Annotated in this window: 18 protein-coding genes and 1 pseudogene; 4 read left to right on the top strand and 15 right to left on the bottom strand. The window is 52.2% G+C overall.

Annotated elements, in window-relative coordinates; translation table 11 throughout:
* Window positions 1–258: 258 nt before the first annotated feature.
* The 4 genes from BIY29_RS10915 to BIY29_RS10900 all read right to left on the bottom strand — a co-directional run bounded on the left by BIY29_RS10915 (window position 259) and on the right by BIY29_RS10900 (window position 3,879).
* The gene (locus BIY29_RS10915; RefSeq protein WP_121575152.1) at window positions 259–1,095 is read right to left on the bottom strand and encodes an ABC transporter permease; all 837 of its coding nucleotides are present in this window, start codon (window positions 1,093–1,095) and stop codon (window positions 259–261) included.
* Window positions 1,088–1,918 carry an ABC transporter ATP-binding protein gene (locus BIY29_RS10910; protein ID WP_205680331.1) on the bottom strand — a complete coding sequence of 277 codons (831 nt, stop codon included), beginning with the start codon at window positions 1,916–1,918 and terminating at the stop codon, window positions 1,088–1,090. Before BIY29_RS10910 ends, BIY29_RS10915 begins: the two co-directional genes overlap by 8 nt.
* Window positions 1,905–2,930: an ABC transporter substrate-binding protein gene (locus BIY29_RS10905; protein WP_121575150.1), complete on the bottom strand. Its 1,026-nt coding sequence runs from the start codon at window positions 2,928–2,930 to the stop codon at window positions 1,905–1,907. Before BIY29_RS10905 ends, BIY29_RS10910 begins: the two co-directional genes overlap by 14 nt.
* A gap of 304 nt (window positions 2,931–3,234) precedes the next feature.
* On the bottom strand, window positions 3,235–3,879 hold the full coding sequence (locus BIY29_RS10900; protein ID WP_170158921.1) for a TetR/AcrR family transcriptional regulator: 645 nt from the start codon (window positions 3,877–3,879) through the stop codon (window positions 3,235–3,237).
* A 365-nt stretch (window positions 3,880–4,244) separates the two neighbouring features.
* Between BIY29_RS10900 and BIY29_RS10895 the strand changes: the two are divergent.
* A pseudogene (locus tag BIY29_RS10895) lies at window positions 4,245–4,454 on the top strand (DUF1989 domain-containing protein); the annotation flags it as partial.
* Window positions 4,455–4,937: 483 nt separating this feature from the next.
* On the opposite strand, the gene BIY29_RS10885 reads toward BIY29_RS10895, so the two are convergent.
* The 6 genes from BIY29_RS10885 to BIY29_RS20215 all read right to left on the bottom strand — a co-directional run bounded on the left by BIY29_RS10885 (window position 4,938) and on the right by BIY29_RS20215 (window position 10,734).
* Window positions 4,938–5,951, bottom strand: a complete 1,014-nt coding sequence (locus BIY29_RS10885; protein ID WP_121575149.1) for an ABC transporter substrate-binding protein — start codon at window positions 5,949–5,951, stop codon at window positions 4,938–4,940.
* A gap of 51 nt (window positions 5,952–6,002) precedes the next feature.
* Window positions 6,003–7,109 carry an ABC transporter permease gene (locus BIY29_RS10880; protein WP_121575148.1) on the bottom strand — a complete coding sequence of 369 codons (1,107 nt, stop codon included), beginning with the start codon at window positions 7,107–7,109 and terminating at the stop codon, window positions 6,003–6,005.
* Complete coding sequence (locus BIY29_RS10875) at window positions 7,109–7,990, bottom strand: ABC transporter permease (RefSeq protein WP_121575147.1); 882 nt, start codon at window positions 7,988–7,990, stop codon at window positions 7,109–7,111. Before BIY29_RS10875 ends, BIY29_RS10880 begins: the two co-directional genes overlap by 1 nt.
* On the bottom strand, window positions 7,980–8,816 hold the full coding sequence (locus tag BIY29_RS10870) for an ABC transporter ATP-binding protein (protein WP_121575146.1): 837 nt from the start codon (window positions 8,814–8,816) through the stop codon (window positions 7,980–7,982). The genes BIY29_RS10875 and BIY29_RS10870 overlap by 11 nt, the downstream gene beginning before the upstream one ends.
* A gap of 386 nt (window positions 8,817–9,202) precedes the next feature.
* Window positions 9,203–10,534, bottom strand: coding sequence for an aspartate aminotransferase family protein (locus tag BIY29_RS10865; protein WP_121575145.1), 1,332 nt, complete (start codon window positions 10,532–10,534; stop codon window positions 9,203–9,205).
* A 26-nt stretch (window positions 10,535–10,560) separates the two neighbouring features.
* Entirely contained in the window at window positions 10,561–10,734 is a 174-nt protein-coding gene (locus BIY29_RS20215) for a hypothetical protein (RefSeq protein ID WP_170158920.1), read from the bottom strand.
* A gap of 91 nt (window positions 10,735–10,825) precedes the next feature.
* Here BIY29_RS20215 and BIY29_RS10860 point away from each other — a divergent pair, with 91 nt between their 5' ends.
* Together BIY29_RS10860 and pdxR are read left to right on the top strand one after the other, a co-directional pair.
* Complete coding sequence (locus tag BIY29_RS10860; protein ID WP_121575144.1) at window positions 10,826–11,584, top strand: SDR family NAD(P)-dependent oxidoreductase; 759 nt, start codon at window positions 10,826–10,828, stop codon at window positions 11,582–11,584.
* A gap of 162 nt (window positions 11,585–11,746) precedes the next feature.
* Complete coding sequence (gene pdxR, locus BIY29_RS10855; protein ID WP_121575143.1) at window positions 11,747–13,243, top strand: MocR-like pyridoxine biosynthesis transcription factor PdxR; 1,497 nt, start codon at window positions 11,747–11,749, stop codon at window positions 13,241–13,243.
* Between the two features lie 212 nt (window positions 13,244–13,455).
* On the opposite strand, the gene dppF is transcribed toward pdxR, so the two are convergent.
* The 5 genes from dppF to dppA form a co-directional block, all read right to left on the bottom strand.
* Complete coding sequence (dppF, locus tag BIY29_RS10850) at window positions 13,456–14,466, bottom strand: dipeptide ABC transporter ATP-binding subunit DppF (protein WP_121575142.1); 1,011 nt, start codon at window positions 14,464–14,466, stop codon at window positions 13,456–13,458.
* The gene (dppD, locus tag BIY29_RS10845; protein ID WP_121575141.1) at window positions 14,463–15,443 is read right to left on the bottom strand and encodes a dipeptide ABC transporter ATP-binding protein; all 981 of its coding nucleotides are present in this window, start codon (window positions 15,441–15,443) and stop codon (window positions 14,463–14,465) included. The genes dppF and dppD overlap by 4 nt, the downstream gene beginning before the upstream one ends.
* A 13-nt stretch (window positions 15,444–15,456) precedes the next feature.
* Window positions 15,457–16,359, bottom strand: coding sequence for a dipeptide ABC transporter permease DppC (gene dppC, locus BIY29_RS10840; protein WP_121575140.1), 903 nt, complete (start codon window positions 16,357–16,359; stop codon window positions 15,457–15,459).
* A 13-nt stretch (window positions 16,360–16,372) separates the two neighbouring features.
* Complete coding sequence (dppB, locus tag BIY29_RS10835; protein ID WP_121575139.1) at window positions 16,373–17,392, bottom strand: dipeptide ABC transporter permease DppB; 1,020 nt, start codon at window positions 17,390–17,392, stop codon at window positions 16,373–16,375.
* Window positions 17,393–17,549: 157 nt separating this feature from the next.
* Window positions 17,550–19,157, bottom strand: a complete 1,608-nt coding sequence (dppA, locus tag BIY29_RS10830) for a dipeptide ABC transporter periplasmic-binding protein DppA (RefSeq protein WP_121575138.1) — start codon at window positions 19,155–19,157, stop codon at window positions 17,550–17,552.
* Window positions 19,158–20,250: 1,093 nt separating this feature from the next.
* Between dppA and BIY29_RS10825 the strand changes: the two genes are divergently transcribed.
* Window positions 20,251–21,600, top strand: a complete 1,350-nt coding sequence (locus BIY29_RS10825) for a 2-hydroxycarboxylate transporter family protein (protein ID WP_121575137.1) — start codon at window positions 20,251–20,253, stop codon at window positions 21,598–21,600.
* Window positions 21,601–21,730: the final 130 nt, after the last annotated feature.

Below are 21,730 nucleotides of genomic sequence, written 5' to 3'. Positions count from 1 at the left end.
ATTGACCAGCCGCATTTCTGGCAGGAATATGGCGCGTTTATCCGGTTAACAGAGGGTTTTGAAATGGACGGAACGCGTGTTTATGGCATAGAGAACCGTGGTGCTTTAGAACACAATCGATTAAAAGATAATAATTATAGCGACCGGCATTTATAAATGATCAAACCTGCATTTCATTTCCACCAACCCACAATAATTGCAAATAAAAACTCATGATCAGAAACAGTTTCATTGGCAAACGTTGTTCGCCCGATGAAATTATTTAACTTGTCTGTATTTAAATGTATAGCGCTCAATAATACTAATCCCGGAGTCTAATAACAAAGCAAACAGGGTAAGTAACAACGTTCCGGCCAGAATGGTGTTTATATCAAAACTTCCTTCGGCCTGAAGAATTAAATATCCAATCCCCCGGTAAGAGCCTAAATACTCCCCCACAACTGAACCGACGAAAGCCAGGCCGATAGCCATGTGCAAACTTGAAAATACCCATGATGTGGCTGATGGAAGGTAAATCGTCATTAGCTGTTGGCGTTTATTTGCTCCCAGCATACGGACATTGTCCAGCAAAACAGGGTTAACGTCACGAACCCCCTGCCATACGTTAAAAAAGACAACAAAAAATACCAGGGTGATGGCGAAAGCCACTTTTGACCAGATACCAAGGCCAAACCACATAGCAAAGATGGGGGCGAGGATCACACGCGGTAACGAGTTTAATGCTTTGATATAAGGTGAGAAAATTGCTGACAACAGCGGATTCAAACCCAGAAAAAGTCCCGCCGCCATTCCCATCGCCGTACCAATAAAAAATGCCAACAAGGTTTCAGCGAGTGTAATAATGAGATGAGGATAAATTTGCGCCGGAAAATGTAACGAATAGAGAACATGGTCTCCCCAGACAATATCCAGAACCCCCTCACCTTCAGTAAACCATTGCCAGAGGGTGATCACCACACGTTGAGGATCACCAAAGAAAAACGCCAGCTGCGGCTCCCACGATGCCACTTCCCAAACTGCAAGCGCACTTAAGAATACGGACAATTTACCCAGCACAAGCCAGGCTGGTTTTATTTCGGAATTTTTATTACGCATTATAGGATAAATTATGTTGGTAACTTTTCAGTACTTCGTCACGAAGTACATTCCAGATATCTTTATGCAACCCGACAAACTTTGGATGGGTACGAATTTCTGTTACATCACGTGGGCGTGATAGGGGAACTGAAAATTCGCCTATCGGATGTGTGCCTGGCCCTGCCGAAAGGACAATAACCCGATCAGCCAGGGCAATGGCTTCGTCCAGATCGTGCGTGATAAACAGTACCGCACTGCGCTTTTTTTCCCAGAGTGCGAGTAATTCATTTTCCATTAACTGACGGGTTTGAATATCCAGCGAAGAAAATGGTTCATCCATCAGGATAATGTCAGGATCAAGAATCAAGGTTTGCGCCAGAGCCACGCGCTTACGCATACCTCCGGACAGCTGCGCAGGATAATAATCTGCAACAACACTTAACCCCACGCGGGTTAACCACGACCTGCCCAGCGAATCAGATTCAGTCTTCGGCATCCCGCGGTAACGCAATCCCAGCACAACATTTTCCAGGACAGTCAGCCAGGGCAATAACACTTCATCCTGAAACATATATCCTGCGTATGAATTAATACCGGCCTGCGGTTTATCAAATACCGTAATATGCCCAGAAGAAGGAGTAAGCAGGCCAGCGCAAAGCTTCAACAATGTGGATTTGCCACACCCTGTTGGCCCGACCACAGAGACAAACTCTCCGGCTGAAATCTTCAGGTTGGTTTCGGCCAGTACCGTTCTTTCTGCCGTTGAACGAGACTGACCATAACAATATGAAACAGCGTGCAGTTGAAGTGCCATCTCACTACAAGGGTCATTTCTGTTCATTGCGTTGTGCCTCAATCACGTAACGATTAGTCCATGTCCGCGAGAGATCGATACGCTCAGGCTGAATGGACTGATCGAACGTCGAAAGTGCATGTAATGCTGTTTTTGTGGCTACCAGCGTAAACAGACCATCCTGGGAGATAGCAGGACGTATATTGGTAAAAGCCATTTTATAAAGAGCCGGGTCCCCGAGAAGATAATTTTCGGGCACCACAGCAGCGACCTCTTCAGGGGACGCAGTTTTCAGCCAGCGTAATGCTTTCAGCATCGCTGATGTTAATGCCTTAACCGTTGCTGGATTGTTCTTCAGAAATGACTCTTTGGCGTACAGCGAACCGGCGGGCATTGGCCCACCAAAAATAGCTTCTGTGCCTGCTATGGTTCGGGTATCAGCGACAATAATAATGTCATTACTTTTCTCAAGCAGAGAGATAACCGGTTCCGTATTGGCGATGGCATCAATACGTCCGGAACGCAGGGCGTCCACTGCGCCTGCGGTGGTGCCGACACCAATGAAGGAAACGTCACCTGGTTTTAGCCCCGCCTGGGCAAGCACCACATTTGCCACCATATTGGTGGAGGAGCCAGGTGCGCTTATCCCGATTCTTTTACCTTTCAGATCGCTAATCTGATGATAATCCGGCATGGTTTTTCGTGACACGGCAACAACAATTTGCGGCGCCTGTCCGGTCATGATAAATGCGGTAATGTATTGATTTTTATTCTGTAAGGTAATTGTATGCTCATAAGCTCCGCTGACTACATCAGCACTCCCGCCAATCAGCGCCTGCAATGCTTTTCCACCGCCTGCAAAATCCGCAATATCAACCTGTAAACCGGCCTCTTTAAAATAGCCTTTCTGCTCTGCAATCGTCAGAGGCAGATTGTATAAAACGCTTTTCCCCCCAACTGCAATAGTCAGCCGCGGCTTTTCCAGCGGCGAGGCAGAAGATACGGCGTGAAGACCGAACAGTAATAAACCCGCCAGGAATCCCTTCAGTACAACTCTCATAGCTGTTTCCTTTATCTATAATGGCATCGCATACTTCAAGTAAGATAATCTATTGATTAAATATCATGCAATCAATAAAAATCACTTTTCATAAAGTCCATTAAACGACCGTTTATGGACTGTGCATCTCGACTTTCATGATCAGCCGGTAACTCGCAGCGCGGGTTTACACTTTTTCATTCCAGTATTCATCTTCCATCTATACTCAAATCTGGTGACTTACTGGAATACTTATCATGCTGATTGGTTACGTGCGGGTTTCTACAGCTATGGAGGGTAAAAACAGCCTTAGCCCAATTTGCCGCTATGTCATGACGCCACCCGTATCCAACCCGCACATTCTGAACACGCTGGTCAGAACATGATCGATCGCCCGCTGCCGCGCATCCGGCGCATTGGCGTCCTCACCGAGCACGGCGGCAATCTGGATATCAAAATCAGCATAGGTTTGGGTGATAGCCCAGATAGAGAAGAAAAAGTGTTTGCTGTCCAACGGCAGAAGCAATCCTTGCGCTACCCAGCCGTCCACCACTGCGGCCTTACCGGCGACCAAATCATGCAATTGCGTACGCAAGAGATCATGCACCATCGGCGCGCCTTGCAGGAGTTCGTTGGCGAATAGCTTTGAGGCATGTGGGCGTTCAAAAGTTAACGCCATTTTTTGCCGCACATATTGCTCAATGACGGCCTGCGGATCGGCCTGCGGTTGGAAATGCTTAAGCGGCGCCAGCCAGTCATGCAAAATGCCATCCAGTACGCGTAAATAAAGGTTCTGCTTGTTGCCGAAATAGTAGTGAACATTGGGTTTAGGCAGTTCCGCTTCTTCGGCGATCAAGGCCATAGTGGCGCCTTTAAAACCAAAACGGGCGAAAACATGCTCCGCCGCCAGCAGGATCACCGCTTCGTTATCCAGCCGGATACGGCCTTTTGCCGATTCGTCAGTCGACATCTGTTTCAATATCAATTTCCTGTCCTACTATCTGTATCAAGATCGGTCGGTTAAAGATCGGGGTTGTTGAATCCAACGCAAGATAGCCCATGCTGGCGAGCGCCATAACCGGAAATCCGATTAGTAATAACATAACCGTTCACCCACATCACCAAAGAATACCGATGTTAGCCGCGACGAAATAACCTGACCAGTCAGCGTCTCATAAACAGACCTGGCGGGGTAATAAAAGTCATGGCAATAGCAGCACGGTTTTCGGGCATAAATACGCGTTACCGCACCATTTTAGTTCATGGCTTTCGGCCTGATATTTCACATACGTTTATTTTTATTGAGTTTATTTACTGGCACATATATTGCTTGATATTACCCACAGGGCAGCTGAAGAAACCGTCCCTGGCGGCGGGCATACCTCTTTTGTCCTCCGCCGGGGACAGCAGTTGCGCATCACGGATATTGAGGGCAGCGCCAATGTCAGCCTGCTGCTGCTTAATGCCGTCCAGCCCAGCGAACGTCTGAACCTGCCCGACACCCTTAAAGGCCAGTACACGGCCAAACTCACTGCCGGACAGTGTGTCATGGTGATTGAGGAAGTGTGATAACGGTCTAAGGCCCGTAACCCCAAAGTTACGGGCCTTAGACCATTGACAAAACTCATTATTAGGGAGAGCGTGCTTGAGGGGTCGTAGCGGTGTAAGCCGCCGACAAATTTGCCGGGAGCAAAATTTGAACAGCATTTATGCTGACCCGCAGGGTGGGACACAAGGATGTGTCCCATAATGGCCCCTCGGTACGGTAGGTCCGTGTATCTCAGGCTTACAGGCTACTTTGTCAGCAACCTCGCCTTGCCTATACGTGATTATTCAGACTACCGGCAATCCTCTGCCAGTACGCATATTTCACGGTTTTACTCCCTCCTGGCGTAAAGAATTACGCTGAATCGCACGTGGCGCGGAGGGCCGCAGAAAATGCCGCTTATTTATCAGGCACGAAACCGTCTCCGTTTTTTACCTGTCACAGAACCATTCCATGATGTGAATGTTTGTCATCAAGCTCGGTTATTTCGCCGCCGCGTCCCAAACGACATGGGTCATGGCGCTATCGCCGGGGTCTTTTTTGATTACCGAGGTGCTACCGCCATTCAGCAGCACCTCCACCGTGCGCCGGTAGGCCGCAGGATCCAGATAGCCAATTTTGGGCGTATTGGCATTGGTGATCAGTTTAGCGACGTTTTCCATCTGCCGTTGCTGTACCTCTAACGTCGCCGAGCCGGACATATCCTCGTTCACCACGATCTCCGCCGCCTCAGCCGGGTTCTTCACCGCTTCATCCCAGCCTTTATAGGTCGCTTTCAGGAACTTCGCCATTTTCGCCACAAAAGCCGGATCTTTCAGGCTGGATTCCAGCACGTAAAGCCCGTCTTCCAGCGTGGAGACACCCTGATCTTCATACGGGAACGAAATCAGCTCATCCGGCTGCATACCCGCGTCAATCAACTGCCAGTATTCGTTGTAGTTCATGGTGGAAATACAGGCCGCCTGATTCTGCAACAGCGGATCAACGTTAAAGCCTTGTTTCAACACTTTGATGTCGGTATCCGGTTTATAGCCCAGTTTGTGCATCCAGTTGAAGAAAGGATATTCATTGCCGCCAAACCAAACGCCCAGCGTTTTTCCTTTCAAATCCGCCGGGGTTTTAATCCCGGTCGATTTGCGGCAGGTCAGCATCATGCCGGAACGATCGAATATCTGGGCGATATTGACCAGCGGCACCCCGGACTCACGCGCCGCCAGCGCATCCGGCATCCAGTTAACGATAACATCCGCCGACTTGCCGGCAATCACCTGTACCGGGGAAATATCGGTGCCGCCGGGCTTAATGACGACATCCAGCCCGGCCTCTTTGTAATAACCCTTTGCCTGCGCCACGTAGTAGCCGGCAAACTGAGACTGAGGCAACCATTTAAGCTGAAGCGTGACTTTCTCGGCGGCCCAGGCGCCGGCAGTCAATGAAAATGCCAGCGTCGTGGCAGCCAAGATAAGGCATTGGCGAAAGGCGGAACGATCTTTCATCTGAGTATCCTCGGGTTAAAGTGGAAACACGCAACGTGCAGCAAAAACGGACTACGACTCGCCCCGCACTGAGGGGTGCCAGAAATTGACTTTCCTTTCCAGCCGCACCAACAGTGCGTAAAACACCGACCCCACCACAGAGGCGACGACGATCGCCGCCCACACGGTGGACATATGCATACGGGCCGCCTCGGTTGAGATACGAAAACCCAGCCCCGCCGTAGGTGAACCGAAAAATTCCGCGACAATCGCGCTAATCAGCGCCAGCGTGGCATTCACTTTCAGCGCATTGAAAATGAAAGGCAGCGCCGCCGGTAAACGCAGCACCCACAGCGTCTTGCGCCGCGTGGCGGCATAGCAGTGCATCAGCTCACGCTCCAGCTTGCCGCTGGCCTGCAGCCCCGCCAGCGTGCTGACCAACGCGGGAAAGAACGTGACCAGCACAATCACCGCCGCTTTGGAGGGCCAGTCAAATCCAAACCACATCACCGCAATCGGCGCCACGCCCACCAGCGGGATGGTGCTGGTCAGGTTCGCCAGGGGCAACAGACCGTGTTGCAGAAATGGCAGCCTGTCGATCAGAATACCGACCGCAATGCCCATGCCACTGCCCAACAGATAGCCCACCAGCACGGATTTCAGTACCGTTTGCACAAAATCGCCCGCCAGCACCCCGGCGTTTTCATACAACGCCTGCACAATATCGATAGGTGCGGGCAGCAGTACCTGAGGCACCGCAAACACCGTGACCAGCAATTGCCAGAAGTAGAGGACCCAGACGCCAAACAGCGTCGCAACCGCGCCGTCCGGCAGTTTTCGGCCATTGATATTGGCCAGACGTTGCACGCTATGGCACGCCAGCATCACCAGCGCCGACACCGCCAGCCAGTACACCGCATCGACCTGCGCCATCGCCTCCGGCTGTATAAGCAGCCCAGCCGTCACCGCCACCAGCACCATCAGCAAGGCCAGCATCCACGGTGATGAAGTGGGGTACAGCGCCAGCAGCGCCGCACACAGCAGCAGCAACAGTTCAATAATCAGCACCGGCGTGATGCCGGTTTCCGCCACGCCAACGGGAATCAACTGCCCCAGCCCCATCAGCGTCACGATCAATGCCACCACAATGCTAAAACCGCCGGGAACATATTTACCCATCACTGCCCCCCCTTACGACGTTTCATTACGCCGTATTCCGTCAGGCTGACCAATGCGGTCAACAACAGGCCCAGTAAAGAAGCCATCACTAAGGCAGACCAGATCTGAACGGTATTGCCGTAATAAGAACCGGTTAACAGGCGGGCGCCCAGACCGGCCTGCGCCCCGGTCGGCAGCTCCGCCACCATGGTGCCCACCAGGCCGCTGGCGATCGCCACCCGGAATGCCGGGAACAGATAAGGCAGAGCCGAAGGCAACCTGACCATCCAGAAGGTATCAATGCGGCTGGCGGCATAGGTGTGAATCAATTCCATTTCCAGCTTCTGCGGCGAACGTAACCCCTGCACGGTAGCAATGGTCACCGGAAAGAAGCAGAGATACATGGCAATGGTGGCTTTGGGCAGCAGGCCGGTGATCCCCAGGCTGCCCAGAATAATCAGCACAATCGGGGCGATAGCCAGCACCGGCACCGTTTGGGATGCCACGATCCACGGCAGCAGCGCTTTATCCAGCGTGCGGGAATGCACAATGCAAATAGCCAGCCCCAACCCAAGCACTACGCCCATCACAAAGCCGGTCAGGGCGGCGCTGGCGGTAACCCAGGTATGCAGCAGCAGATTGCGCGGCGAGGTAACCGGCCATTTGGTCAGGCTGGTCCAGATATCGGCCAGAATCTGGTGCGGCGTCGGCAGCACCGGGCGCGTCATGTTCAGCGTGGTATGCACCAGATCGCGCCAGCCCCAGTCACCTGCCGCCGAAAGGGTACGATCAATCGCGCCCTGCGCGTTCAACCCAATGGCCAGCAGATACCAGAACAGCACCACTGCGGCGATCACCACTGAGACGGGCAAGGCCCGGTAGCGTAAGGCGTCAATGTTCATGATGTCCCTCGATTAGCGCTTCACGCACCTCCTGAGCCAGACCAATGAATTCCGGTGAATCACGCAGAGACAGATCCCGCTCATGGGGTAAAGGAGAGTCAATGACTTTGACAATGCGACCGGGACGGGGCGACATAATGACAATACGGGTGGACAGGTAGACCGCTTCGGCAATGGAGTGGGTGACAAAGGCCATCGTGCGTTGTTCGTTGTACCACAACTGCTGCAACTGCTGATTCAGGTTATCCCGTGTCAGCTCATCCAGCGCGCCGAAAGGCTCGTCCATCATCAGAATTTTAGGTTCGAACCCCAGCGCACGGGCAATGGAGGCGCGCTGCTGCATCCCGCCGGAAAGCTGCCACGGATATTTTTTCTCAAACCCGGCCAGGCCGACACGCGATAACTGTTCACGGGCAATCTCTTCACAGCGGGCAGGCATGGCGCCCTGAATCTGTAGCGGCAGCATGACGTTAGCCAGCACGGTACGCCACGGCAACAACACCGGCGCCTGAAAAACATAACCATAGGCCCGCGCCTGTCGGGCTTCCGATGGCGTCATGTCATTTACCCATACGTCGCCGGAGGTAATGGGTTCCAGATCGGCAATCACCCGCAGCAATGTGGTTTTGCCGCAGCCGGAAGGGCCAATAAAGGAGACAAACTCGCCCTGACGAATGGTCAGATTAATATCTTTCAACGCGTGTACCGGCTGATCCGCCGCCGGATAAATCACATTGGCATCACGCACGACGATTGCCGGTCTGGCGACCGGAACCGATGTTGTCGTTATGAGTGATGGCTCATCTGCATACATTGGTTGGCGCATACCAGTTGTCCTATATGGCAGTTTCTGACTATTTGGTTAGGTTTCTGAGTATGCTGATGCCATTTCCATGCCAAAGTTTATTTTTCCGTCAACCTTACGAATAACAGGGGATTCATTTTTCAGTCATGGCGAGAAAAAACATATTTGGTGCAAATTGCCGCGCATTTGCTTCCATTTGGCGCAATTTCCATACATAAAATGTATATTTGGTTTTGATGAGGGGGCGAAGGAACCGCGCAGCGGCCCCGTTCCGCCAAAAGCCATGAGGTCATGGAGCAGCGGCGATTGAGCGCTCCTTGTCGGGCGCAGCTACGTCGTTGCATGGAAACACCGCTATTCCTCGCGCATGAAATCTCACTGAACCCATTTAGGTCATCCTGCCGAAATCAGGAAAACTTGGCGTTAATCCCGGCAAGCGCTTCATCAATAATGCCTAACGCCTGATTCACTTCCTCGGCGGTGACAATGCAGGGCGGCACCACATGCAGGCGGTTTTCAGCGACAAATCCCAGCAGCCCTTTATCAAGCAACAGTGATTTAAACTCGCTCATAGCGGCAGCCGGCAACGGTGTTCTATTGACCGGATCCGATACCAGCTCCAGCGCATGAAACAACCCAATGCCGCGCACCTCGCCAACAATGGCGTATTTCCCGCCCAGTTTGCGTAAACCGGCGGCCAATATGCCATCCCCGATCTGCGCGGCATTTTCCACAATTTTTTCCTCTTCCATTGCATCCAGCGTCGCCACAATGGCGGCCATCGCCAGAGGATGCCCGGAATAGGTCAGGCCGCCGGGAAACATGCGTGTATCGAAGAAATGGGCGATCGGATCGGATATCAGCACGCCCCCCGCCGGTACATAGCCGGAGTTCACTCCTTTGGCAAAGGTGATCAGGTCAGGCTCGACACCGTAATGCTCAAACGTAAACCAGGAGCCGGTGCGGCCAAATCCGGCCATCACTTCATCCAGAATCAGCATAATGCCGAACTCATTGGCCAGCGCCTGTACTCCCGCTAAATAACTGGCAGGCGGCACCAATATTCCCGCCGTCCCAGGAATGGTTTCCAGCAGAATGGCGGCAATAGTGTTAGGCCCCTCACATTCGATGATGCGGCGCAGGTGGCGCAGCGCCGCCGCACCCTCTTCTTCCTCCGTTTTAGCCATAAACTCACTGCGATAGAGATAGGGCGTGAAAAAATGGATATGACCGCGGGAATACTCATTGGGCAAACGCCGCCAGTCGCCGGTCGCGCCAATCGCACTGCCGGTATTGCCGTGATACGAACGGTAGCCGGACAGAATTTTCTCTTTGCCGGTAAAAAGACGCGCCATACGGATCGCATTTTCATTGGCGTCCGCACCGGCATTGGTAAAAAACACCTTATTGAATTTATCCGGCGCACGGGCAACGATACGTTTCGCCGCCTCGCCACGCGCCAGATTGGCTGTCGATGGGGCGATAGTCGTCAGCGATTCCGCCTGAGCTTTGATCGCCGCAATCACTTTCGGGTGCTGATGACCAATATTGGTGTTCACTAACTGGCTGCTGAAATCCAGCCAGGATTTCCCGTCATAATCCCAGAGGCGACAGCCTTCTCCACCCGCAATCACCATCGGGTTCAGCGCCCCCTGCATCGACCAGGAGTGAAAAACATGCTGTCTGTCCAACTGGCGAACGTACTCATTAGACAACGCGGCTTCATTGTTATTAGTCATCCTCTCATCCTCATCGTTACGCAGGCCTATGCTGCACGCTCTGGCGCGATTCTGATCCCGACGGGCCAGCGATATACGTTCATCATAATCGTTAAAACCAGATTAGGGATAAAAGCGGCAACGGGGATAGAGCCAGATAGCGGATAACCCTGAGCCAGTTTGTCCCACATATTCCGTTCAACTGGCTCTGTCGGAGACATTTTCCACTGCGTAAAGTGGAAAAACAGGGATACAGGCTCCCCGAACTATGTCAGAAAAACGGTTTTATCAAACTTTAGCGAGGCGTTTTCAATGCAGAATATTGTGTTTATCACCGGGGCAACTTCCGGATTCGGTCACGCGGCGGCACGCCATTTTGCCGCCAATGGCTGGTCCTTGATCCTGACCGGACGGCGGGAAACGCGATTGAAAGCACTGTCAGACGAGCTGTCAGGCCGGGTTCCGGTCTACTATTCCGCACTGGATGTGAGGGATGCACAGGCGGTCAAACAACTGGTCGAGGCGTTGCCAGCCGAATTCAAAGCGGTAAAAACGCTGGTAAACAATGCCGGTCTGGCGCTGGCGCCCAACCCCTCTCAAAGTGTGGCGCTGGAAGACTGGCACACCATGATCGACACCAATATCACCGGGCTGGTTAACGTTACCCATGCATTGTTACCAACGCTTATCGCCACCGGCAAAGGGGCCAGCATCATCAATATCGGCTCGATTGCCGGGCAATGGCCGTATCCCGGCAGCCACGTTTACGGCGCCTCAAAAGCGTTTGTGAAACAATTCAGTTATAACCTGCGCTGCGACCTGCAAGGCACCGGCGTGCGGGTAACCGATCTGGCCCCCGGCATTGCCGAAACTGAATTCACGCTGGTCAGAACCAAAGGCGATCAGGCGGCTTCAGACCAACTGTACCGCGGAACCACGCCGCTCACCGCGGAAGATATCGCCGGACAGATTTACCTGATCGCCACCCTGCCCGACCATATGAATATCAACCGGATCGAAGTGATGCCGGTACGACAGGCGTGGTCTCCATTCGCCATCGATCGTGATTAACCGGCTTTCGCGCTAAGACGATACCCAGACATAATCTTAAACTGCCATGAGTGACATGGCAGTTTCCCCCTTTCCGCTATTCCTCGCAAAATCTAATCCGCCATTCAGGTATGTAATTTGCTTGTCTCTCAGGTAGGCATTGTTAAACCGGGGGAGCGGGAGATGATTGATCACTGTCTGTATATCGATTTTGTATCGAACAGAAGCCTGCAAGAACAGCTACGGGAAACGCTGGTCTCGTCCATCCTTGCTGGCGTGTTTCCGATTAACGAACCGCTCCCTTCCTGTCGTAAGCTAGCGTGCCAGTTGAATATTTCCCGCAATACGGTGGCGCTGGTCTACGAAGGCCTGCTTAACGACGGCTATCTGACCAGCCGCCCGCGCAGTGGATATTACCTGCACCCGGACTATCACCAAACCGATGTCTTACCGGATATACCGCGTCATGGCACCCAGCCGGAAACCGCGCCGAAAGCACCGCAATGGAGCAAACGGTTCAATAGTTGTCCCAGCAACTATCTGGCGATCATGAAGCCCGCTCAGTGGATGAACTATCCCTACCCCTTTATTTACGGCCAGCCGAATACACAGCTTTTTCCGCTGGAGCAGTGGCGTGAGACAACGCGCAAGGTGACGGGAACCCATCACGATCATGGCTGGTTGTACGATAATATCGACCAGGATGTCACGCCGCTGATTGAACAACTGCGTAAACGTATTCTTCCCAAGCGGGGTATTATCGCCCGCGGCGACGAAATCCTTATCACCTTGGGTTCACAGAATGCGCTCTATCTGCTCGCCCGGCTGCTGCTGAATAAAAATACCCGTATCGGGGTGGAAAACCCGGTGTTCCGCGAAGCCATTAATACGTTCGCCCTACAGGATGCGCATATTATTCCTCACCCGCTAGACAGTGAAGGCTTGCGATTAGCGGAGGAGTCCCGCTCCTGCGACTATTTCTATGTCACGCCCAGCCATCAGGCGCCCACCGGTATCAGCATGAGTAACGCCCGCAGAACACAGTTGCTTGAGCACGCCTGCAAATACGACCAGATCATCATCGAAGATGATTACGACTCTGAAAGCAGTTTTGATCCCCACCCCAGAGCCGCACTTAAGGCCAGCGACATGCACAACCGGGTGATTTATGTCAGCAGCCTGTCGAAATCGCTGTCGCCGGGGCTGCGTCTGGGCTATCTGGTCGCGCCGTCGGAACTGATTGATGAGCTGCGTGCGCTGCGGCGGCTGGTTTACCGCCATCCGCCCAGCAGTATTCAGCATCAGATGGCGCACTTTCTGGCACAGGGATACTACGAAACCTATCTGCACCGTTACCGTGAAGACTCCGCCAAACGCTGGAATATTCTCAACGATGCGCTCAATACCTACCTTCCCGACTGCACCCGCATTCCCGGCAGCGGCCCCGCCAACGCTTTCTGGATTCGCACGCCGGAATCGATCAACACACAGCAACTGGCCTGGCGGGCAGCCCATTCTGGTGTACTGATCGAACCGGGTCAGGATCATTTCCTCGGCACCCAGCCACCGGAAAATTATTTCCGCCTGGGGTTTCACGCCATCAAAACCGAACAGATTGAGCCAGGTATTGTCCGGCTGGCCGAGGCATTTCATCTTACCCGGTCGGCCCACCGCCGCTAGCGTCTTATTCCGGTAATACATGTCACTGACACAGAACTGGCGGCACTAACCTTGCTGGTAGCTGAATCCGATCCCAAACAAAAAGAGACGCTGATCCGGTTAATCATGAACATGCTGAGTCGTATAGAGAAGAAGAGATACACGGGATGAAAAAATCAAACCGGTAGATAACCCACGCGCCAATAGGAAGGACGTGGGTTAGAGACAACCAGTTAGCCGGAATGAACGCCCTGCTCATCTTGATCGACGGCGAAGCAGGCCACCTGCTGTCCACCGTAGGTTTTTAACTGTGGCTGAAGCTGGGTGCAGGGACTAAAGCAGCGCTGACAGCGGGCGTTGAACGCACAGCCCGGCGGCGGATTCAGCGGGCTGGGCAACTCGCCGACCAGTTTAATGCGTTCGCGCCGTAAATCCGGGTTAAGGCGCGGCGTCGCAGACAATAGCGCCTGGGTATACGGATGACGCGGATTATTGAAAATGGCGTCTTTACTGCCCTTCTCCACACAGCGCCCCAGATACATCACCATCACCTCGTCGGCAATATGCTCGACCACCGACAGATCATGGGAGATGAACACGTAAGACAGCCCCATTTCCTGCTGTAAATCCATCATCAGGTTCAGCACCTGCGCCCGAACCGAAACATCCAGCGCCGAGACCGGTTCGTCGGCAATTACCACGTCCGGGTTCAGCATCAGGCCACGGGCAATGGCGATACGCTGGCGCTGCCCGCCGGAGAACATGTGTGGATAGCGCTGGTAATGCTCGGTTTTTAACCCTACTTTCGCCATCATCGTCAGCGCTTTTTCACGGCGTTCGGCTGTTGACAAAGGGGTATTGATCAGCAGCGGCTCCTCCAGAATCTGACCGACTTTTTTACGTGGATTAAGCGATCCATAAGGATTCTGAAACACGATCTGGATCTTTTGACGGCGCAGCTTTTCCGCCGTTTGATCCGGTTTTAACAGATCCTGTCCCTGATAGTAGAGTTCGCCGCCGGACGGTATTTCGATCATGGTCAGCAAGCGCCCCAGTGTCGACTTGCCACAGCCGGACTCACCGACTACCGCCAGCGTTTTTCCCCGTTCCAGCGTAAAAGAGACGCCATCCAGCGCTTTGACTATTCTCTCCGGGGCGAAGAACCCTTTTTTCACCGGGTAATGTTTTTTCAAATCAATCGCATGTAGCAAATGCGGTGGCGATATGACGTTATTTGGGTTCATACGGTTGGCCTCCCCGCATCATCCAGCGGCGTGTGACACTTCACCTGACGACCGGGTATATCACGCAGTTCAGGCTCCTCCTGCCGGCAACGGTGGTTGGCATAAGGGCAGCGCGGGTTCAGCAGGCAACCGTCAGGACGGTCATATTTACCCGGCACCACGCCGGGCAGCGACGCCAGACGTGATTTATCCGCCGCAAACTCCGGCAAGGCGCGCAGCAGTGCCTGCGTATACGGATGCCGCGGCGCACGAAAAATATCCGCCGCTTTGCCGGACTCCACCACCTGTCCGGCGTACATCACGATGATCTGGTGCGCCGCTTCCGCCACCAGCGCCAGGTCGTGGGTGATTAGGATCAGCGCCATATTTTCGCGCTGCTGTAATTCAAGCAGCAGTTCGATAATCTGCGCCTGAATGGTGACATCCAGCGCCGTGGTCGGCTCATCCGCAATCAACAGTTTGGGCCGACAGGCAATGGCCATGGCGATCATCACCCGCTGGCTCATCCCGCCCGAAAGCTGATGCGGATAAACATCGAGCCGCGAGCCGGGATCGGGAATGCCCACCAGCGTCAGCAAATCCACCGCACGTTGACGGCGGGTTCTGCGGTTGCCGCCCTGATGTACCTTGATGGCCTCCATAATCTGGAATCCCACGGTGTAACAGGGGTTCAGGCTGGTCATCGGATCCTGAAAAATCATTGCCACTTCCGCCCCGACCAACTGACGCCGCTCCTTCTCAGATATTCGCGTCAAATCGCGCTGGTTAAACTCCAGCTTGTCGGCCATCACTTTGCCGGGATAATCAATCAACCCCATAATCGCCAATGAACTGACCGACTTACCGGAACCCGATTCACCGACAATACCCACCACCTGCCCTTGTTCTACCCGGTAACTGATACGGTCGACCGCACGGAACGGTACATCCTCATCACCAAAGTGAACCGACAGTTTATCTATATTGAGTAACGCCATCTCTCTACCTCTGTTACTGCTTGAGTTTGGGGTCGAGAGCATCACGCAGGCCGTCCCCCATCAGGTTAAATGCCAATACCGTCAGTAAAATCGCCACGCCGGGGAACGTCACCACCCACCAGGCGCTTTGCGCAAACTGCAAAACGTCGGAAAGCATGGTGCCCCATTCGGGCGTTGGCGGCTGTGCGCCCATACCGAGGAAACCCAAAGCAGCCATATCGAGAATGGCATTAGAAAAACCAAGAGAAGCCTGCACAATCAGCGGCGCCAGACAGTTTGGCAAAATATTGACGAACATCTGGCGTACTGCGCCCGCGCCAGCGACGCGTGAAGCCGTGACATAATCACGATTCACTTCAACCAGCACCGCCGCACGGGTCAAACGAACATAGTGCGGCAATGCAACAAACGTCAGCGCCAGCGAGGCGTTAACAATCGACGGCCCGAAGACCGCCACCAGCACCAGTGCCAGCAACAGGCTGGGCAACGCCAGCATGATATCGACAATACGCATGATGAGGCCGTCAACCACGCCGCCGAAGTAACCCGCCAGCAGGCCAAAAATCACCCCCACAATCAGTGACAGCACCACCACCAGACACCCGACCAGCAGCGATAATCGTGCGCCATACATCAGGCGGGACAGCACGTCACGGCCAACATCATCCGTGCCCAGAATAAACTTCCAGCTTCCACCCTCCTGCCACACCGGTGGGTTGAGTAATGCATCGCGGAACTGCTCAGAAGGCGCATGAGGCGCCAGTACATTCGCGCCAACCGCAATAATCAGCATCAGCACGACATAGGTCATGCCAACCACGGCCCCTTTGTTACGTTTGAAATAGTGCCAGAATTCCTGAATCGGGGTCATCGGCCTGGGCGCGCTATTTACAACCGGCTCAGTAAGTTGTGTCATCTCAGCCTCCCCCTTATTTCTTATGACGGATACGTGGATTCACCACGCCGTAGAGCACATCCACCAGCAAGTTAACCAGAATAATCATGGTGGCCACCAGCAGCACGCCCCCTTGTACCACCGGATAATCACGACGCTGCAATGCATCGATCAACCAGCGCCCCAGCCCCGGCCAGGAGAAGATGGTTTCCGTCAGGATGGCGCCGGCCAGCAGCGTACCGACCTGTAGCCCGATAACCGTGACCACCGGCAGCATGGCATTGCGCAACGCGTGCACCACGATCACCCGCAAACGGCTTAACCCTTTGGCGCGGGCGGTACGGATATAGTCCTCGCCCAGCACCTCCAGCATGGCGGAGCGCGTCATACGCACGATCACCGCCAGCGGAATGGTGCCCAGCACCACGGCGGGCAGGATCATGTGCTCCACCGCATCAACGAAGTCACCCGGTTCCCCCCAGAAAAGGGTATCAATCAGCATGAATCCGGTAAGCGGCATACTTTCATCAAGAAAAACCATATCACTGATACGCCCCGACACGGGGGTCAAGTCGAGATGAACCGAAACCAGCATAATCAGCATCATGCCCCACCAGAAAATGGGCATGGAGTAGCCGGTCAATGCCAGCCCGACGGAGGTGTGATCGAAGATGGAGCCGCGTTTTACCGCCGCCAGTACGCCGACCGGGATCCCCACGCTAATGGCAAAAATCATCGCGCAGACGCCTAACTCCAGCGTCGCCTTAAAGCGCGGGACAAATTCGTCCCAGACGGGAATACGGCTTTTGAGGGAAATGCCCAGATCACCCTGTAATACACCGGTAATATAATGAACGTATTGCTGCCAAAGCGGCTTATCCAGCCCCATTTCGGCCATCAATTGTGCGTGGCGTTCAGCGGAAATTCCGCGCTCCCCGGCCATGATCATCACCGGGTCGCCCGGGATCATATGCACAAAAGCAAAAGTCAGTAAGGTGATACCAATAAACGTTGGGATAACCAGTCCCAAACGCCGGAGTATGAACTGCAACATAGCCCGAACTCTCTATAAATGCCCGATCGCTCATCGGCTACCGGGCTTATTTATGCTCACATCGGTAATTTGACGGGCATAAAGCCTTGCCTGCGCCACATCATCAGCGACGTGGCAGAGACAAGGCTCAGTATTGCCCATGAAATGACGGGTTGAATTAATCCAGTGACACGTTGTTGAAGCTGTGTACGCCACGCGGTTCAATAACATAGCCTTTCACATTGTTACGGATCGGCTCGTACACGGTGGAGTGCGCCACAATCAATGCCGGTGCCTGATCGTGCATCACCACCTGGGCTTGTTTATACAGTTCGATCCGTTTTTCATGATCGGATGTCGAACGTGCAGGCTGGATCAGATCTTCAAACGGCTTGTAACACCATTTGGAGTAGTTCGATCCTTTTTCTGACGCATCGCAGCTAAACAGCGTGGCAAAGAAGTTATCCGGATCGCCATTGTCGCCCGTCCATCCCATCAGCACGGTTTGGTGCTCGCCATCTTTGGCACGTTTGAGGTACTCGCCCCATTCATAGGTGACAATCTTGGCCTGCACACCGATCTTGGCCCAATCCGACTGGATCATCTCAGCCATACGGCGCGCATTCGGGTTATAAGGCCGTTGCACCGGCATGGCCCACAAATCGATGGTGAAACCGTCCCCCATACCCGCTTCTTTCAGCAACGCTTTGGCTTTTTCCGGATCGTAGCTGTAGTCCTGAATATCATTGTTATAGCTCCACATGGTCGGTGGGATCAGGTTTTTCGCCGCTTGCCCCGCGCCCTGATATACCGCCTCAATAATGGCGGACTTGTTTACCGCATACGTCAGCGCCTGACGGACTTTCACCTCATCCAGTGGTTTTTTCTGCACATTGAAAGCCAGATAACCAACGTTAAGGCCCGGTTTTTCCAGCAGCGTGATGTTCTTATCCTGCTTCATCCGCGCCAGATCGGCCGGATTAGGGTACGGCATAATCTGGCATTCATTCTTTTGCAGCTTGGCGTAACGTACAGACGCGTCCGGCGTGATGGAGAATACCAGGCGGTCGATTCCCGGTTTTTTACCCCAGAAACCATCAAACGCTTTATACAGAATGCGGGAGTCTTTCTGATACTGCTGCAACTGGAATGGGCCGGTGCCAATTGGGTTCAGGTCGATCTTCTCCGGCGTACCGGCTTTCAGCATGTTATCGCCATACTCCGCAGACATGATGGAGGCGAAGTCCATCGCCAGGTCAGCCAGGAACGGCGCTTCCGAACGGGTTAGCTCGAAACGGACGGTATAGTCGTCCACTTTTTCAATCTTGCTGATTAAATCCGGCATCCCCATGCCCTGGTAGTACTCATAGCTGCCGCCAGACACTTTATGATAGGGATGATTCGTATCCTGTTGACGCAGGAATGAGAACAGTACGTCATCGGCGTTGAAATCACGCGACGGCTTGAAGTCTTTACTCTCCTGCCATTTCACCCCTTTGCGCAGGTGGAAAGTGTAGGTTTTGCCATCTTCACTGATCTCCCACTTCTCAGCCAGACCGGGCTCAATCTCCGTGGTGCCGCTTTTAAACTCGATCAAGCGGTTGTAAATCGGAATAGAGCTGGCATCAAACGTAGTACCGGCAGTAAACAACTGTGGATTAAACCCTTCCGGGGAACCTTCTGAACAATAGACCAATGTTTTGGCCTGTAATCCAGCCGCGGCAGACAGGGCTAATAAGCCAAGCCCAATCCTCAGTGCCTTTGATTTAACCGGGGAATTTCCCATTATTTTGCTCCGCTATTATGGATGATGTTGTGTGTTCATGCGGTCAGACCGGTATTTTTAACTGCTGTGGTCCGTACCCTTTGCCCGAAAATAGCCAAGGAAGCGTCCTGCGACAGGGTGCAAAAAGCCCACGGTACTCAATGAATACGTGGAATCATTCGGGTATCCGCTGCTTTCTTCCTTATAACGTCTTAAATCTGTCAACAGATCACGGTGACGTCAATACAAGTTGTGGGGATTTACAAACCTATGGCACTGCCGGAGATTATTTAAAATACTGAATTTATAAAAAAATAAAGAGCTATATTTCATAAATATATGAAAAATCAGTCATACCAACCAAAAAAAGGCACAGAGAAAGAAATTACCACCAATAAAAAAACTATAGTAATAGCCCTATATATTCCAAAATATGAGCACTATTTTTTGTATAAAGCGCGAATAATAGGTAAAAATGCTAATAAAATATAAGAAAAATTGATACTTAAATAAAAATCATAAGAATCTGATATACTATCTACGCCTCATAAAAAAACTTTATATACCCTTCGTCTTTCAAGTTGCAGGTGCTTTGGCCACCCTCACTCATCCATGCCCGTTGATGTGTTCGCCACGCTTCCTCACAGACAGGCAGATAAAGAGGAATGATTTCAAAGGTGGCGTTGCATTTTTTATTATTTATTTCTTTTCATAGAATAATTTAAGTTTTTATCTATAAAAATACTTTAATTAATATCTGGATCACTTATTTACTTATTCTAATAACGTGATATTTTATCTCATATTCAACGTTGGCCCTGTTACCCCCTTCATAAACCGTCCGACACCCCCCGAAGATTAATTTAACTACAAAAAAATAATATAAGTTATTTAAAAAGGAGTTGCTAATAAGTTCACAAATAATGAAATGAAGTATTATTTTTAACATTCACCCATGCTAGATTACCAACTAATAAAAATACTCGTTAAACAACCTCTACCATTTCTAGTTTTTTATTAAAAAATTGATAAGAAACAAAAAAATGGATTTTTTATCTTTCTGAAAATGAACACAGGTTTTCCTGTACCGTACTGACATAGCAGGGTGAATACAATGAAAAAAACTGAAACTGATATTCTATGTGAGAACAATCTCGCCATAGAAACATCTACATCCCTCTCATTTATGGAGGCTATTTTCAAAAAGAAAATTGGTTCCGTGCCAGTCCCTCTTTTTATTGCCATCGCGGCAATTGTTTTTATTGCCGCATATACCGGTTTCTTACCCAGAAATATGATCGGCGGCTTCGCCATTATCATGACGATGGGCTTTCTACTAGCCCATATCGGGCACACCATCCCCGTGTTTAAGGATATCGGCGGCCCGGCCATTCTCTGCCTGATGGTGCCTTCTATTCTGGTGTATTTTGATGTGTTTAATGAAAACACCATGAAGACCACGCATCTGCTGATGAAAGAAGCGAATTTTCTGTATTTCGTCATTGCCTGTCTGGTGGTCGGCAGCATTCTGGGTATGAACCGGAAGATTCTGATTCAAGGCATGATCCGTATGTTCGTTCCGCTGGTGGTGGGTACGGCGACGGCCTTAGTGACGGGCTTACTGGTCGGTAAACTCTGCGGCTACAGCGTCTACCATACTTTCTTTTTCATTATTGTCCCGATCATCGGCGGCGGTATCGGTGAAGGCATCCTGCCATTATCGCTGGCCTATTCCGCTATTTTAGGCGAATCACCTGATGTGTATGTCGCGCAACTGGCGCCTGCCGCTGTTGTCGGGAATATTTTCGCCATTTTCTGTGCGGGCATATTGTCTCGTCTTGGAATGCGCCGCAAAGACCTGACCGGTGAAGGCCGTCTGGTGCGTAGCGATGAAGACAATGCGATTTTTGCCGTGACCGAAGCGCCTAAACCTGTTGATTTCCACCTGATGGGCGGCGGCCTGCTGATGATCTGCGCATTCTTCATTGTCGGCGGTTTGTTTGAAAAACTGGTGCATATTCCAGGCCCGGTACTGATGATTCTGATTGCCGTATTCTGTAAATACAGCCGCGTTATCCCTTCCAGTATGGAAACCGGGGCGCACAGCGTTTACAAGTTTGTCTCCAGTTCGTTGGTGTGGCCGCTGATGATTGGATTAGGAATGCTGTATATCCCGCTGGAAAGCGTCGTATCCGTCTTTTCTATCGGCTATGTTATCGTCTGTGGTTCTGTGGTGCTTTCCATGGCGCTGGTCAGCTTTTTCATCGCACCTTACCTGAACATGTATCCGATAGAGGCGTCCATCGTCACGACTTGTCACAGCGGACTGGGCGGAACCGGCGACGTTGCCATTCTTTCCGCTTCCAACCGTATGTCGCTGATGCCTTTCGCACAGATCGCCACCCGTATCGGCGGGGCGTCCACAGTCATTGGCGCTGCGCTGCTGCTGGGCTGGGTCGTCTAATTCACCAACCGCGCATTACCTGTGATCAGGCCAGTCAGCCTTGCTGACTGGCCTATTTATTTTCTGCCTCAACAGTAACCTTCACCCCTTATTTCTGTTTATATATACCCAATGCATTTCAACGTGCAGA

The organism is Brenneria alni, assembly GCF_003666245.1.
Taxonomy (GTDB): domain Bacteria; phylum Pseudomonadota; class Gammaproteobacteria; order Enterobacterales; family Enterobacteriaceae; genus Brenneria; species Brenneria alni.
Note: the sequence above shows the minus strand (reverse complement) of the source record. Positions and strands in the feature narration are given on the sequence as shown.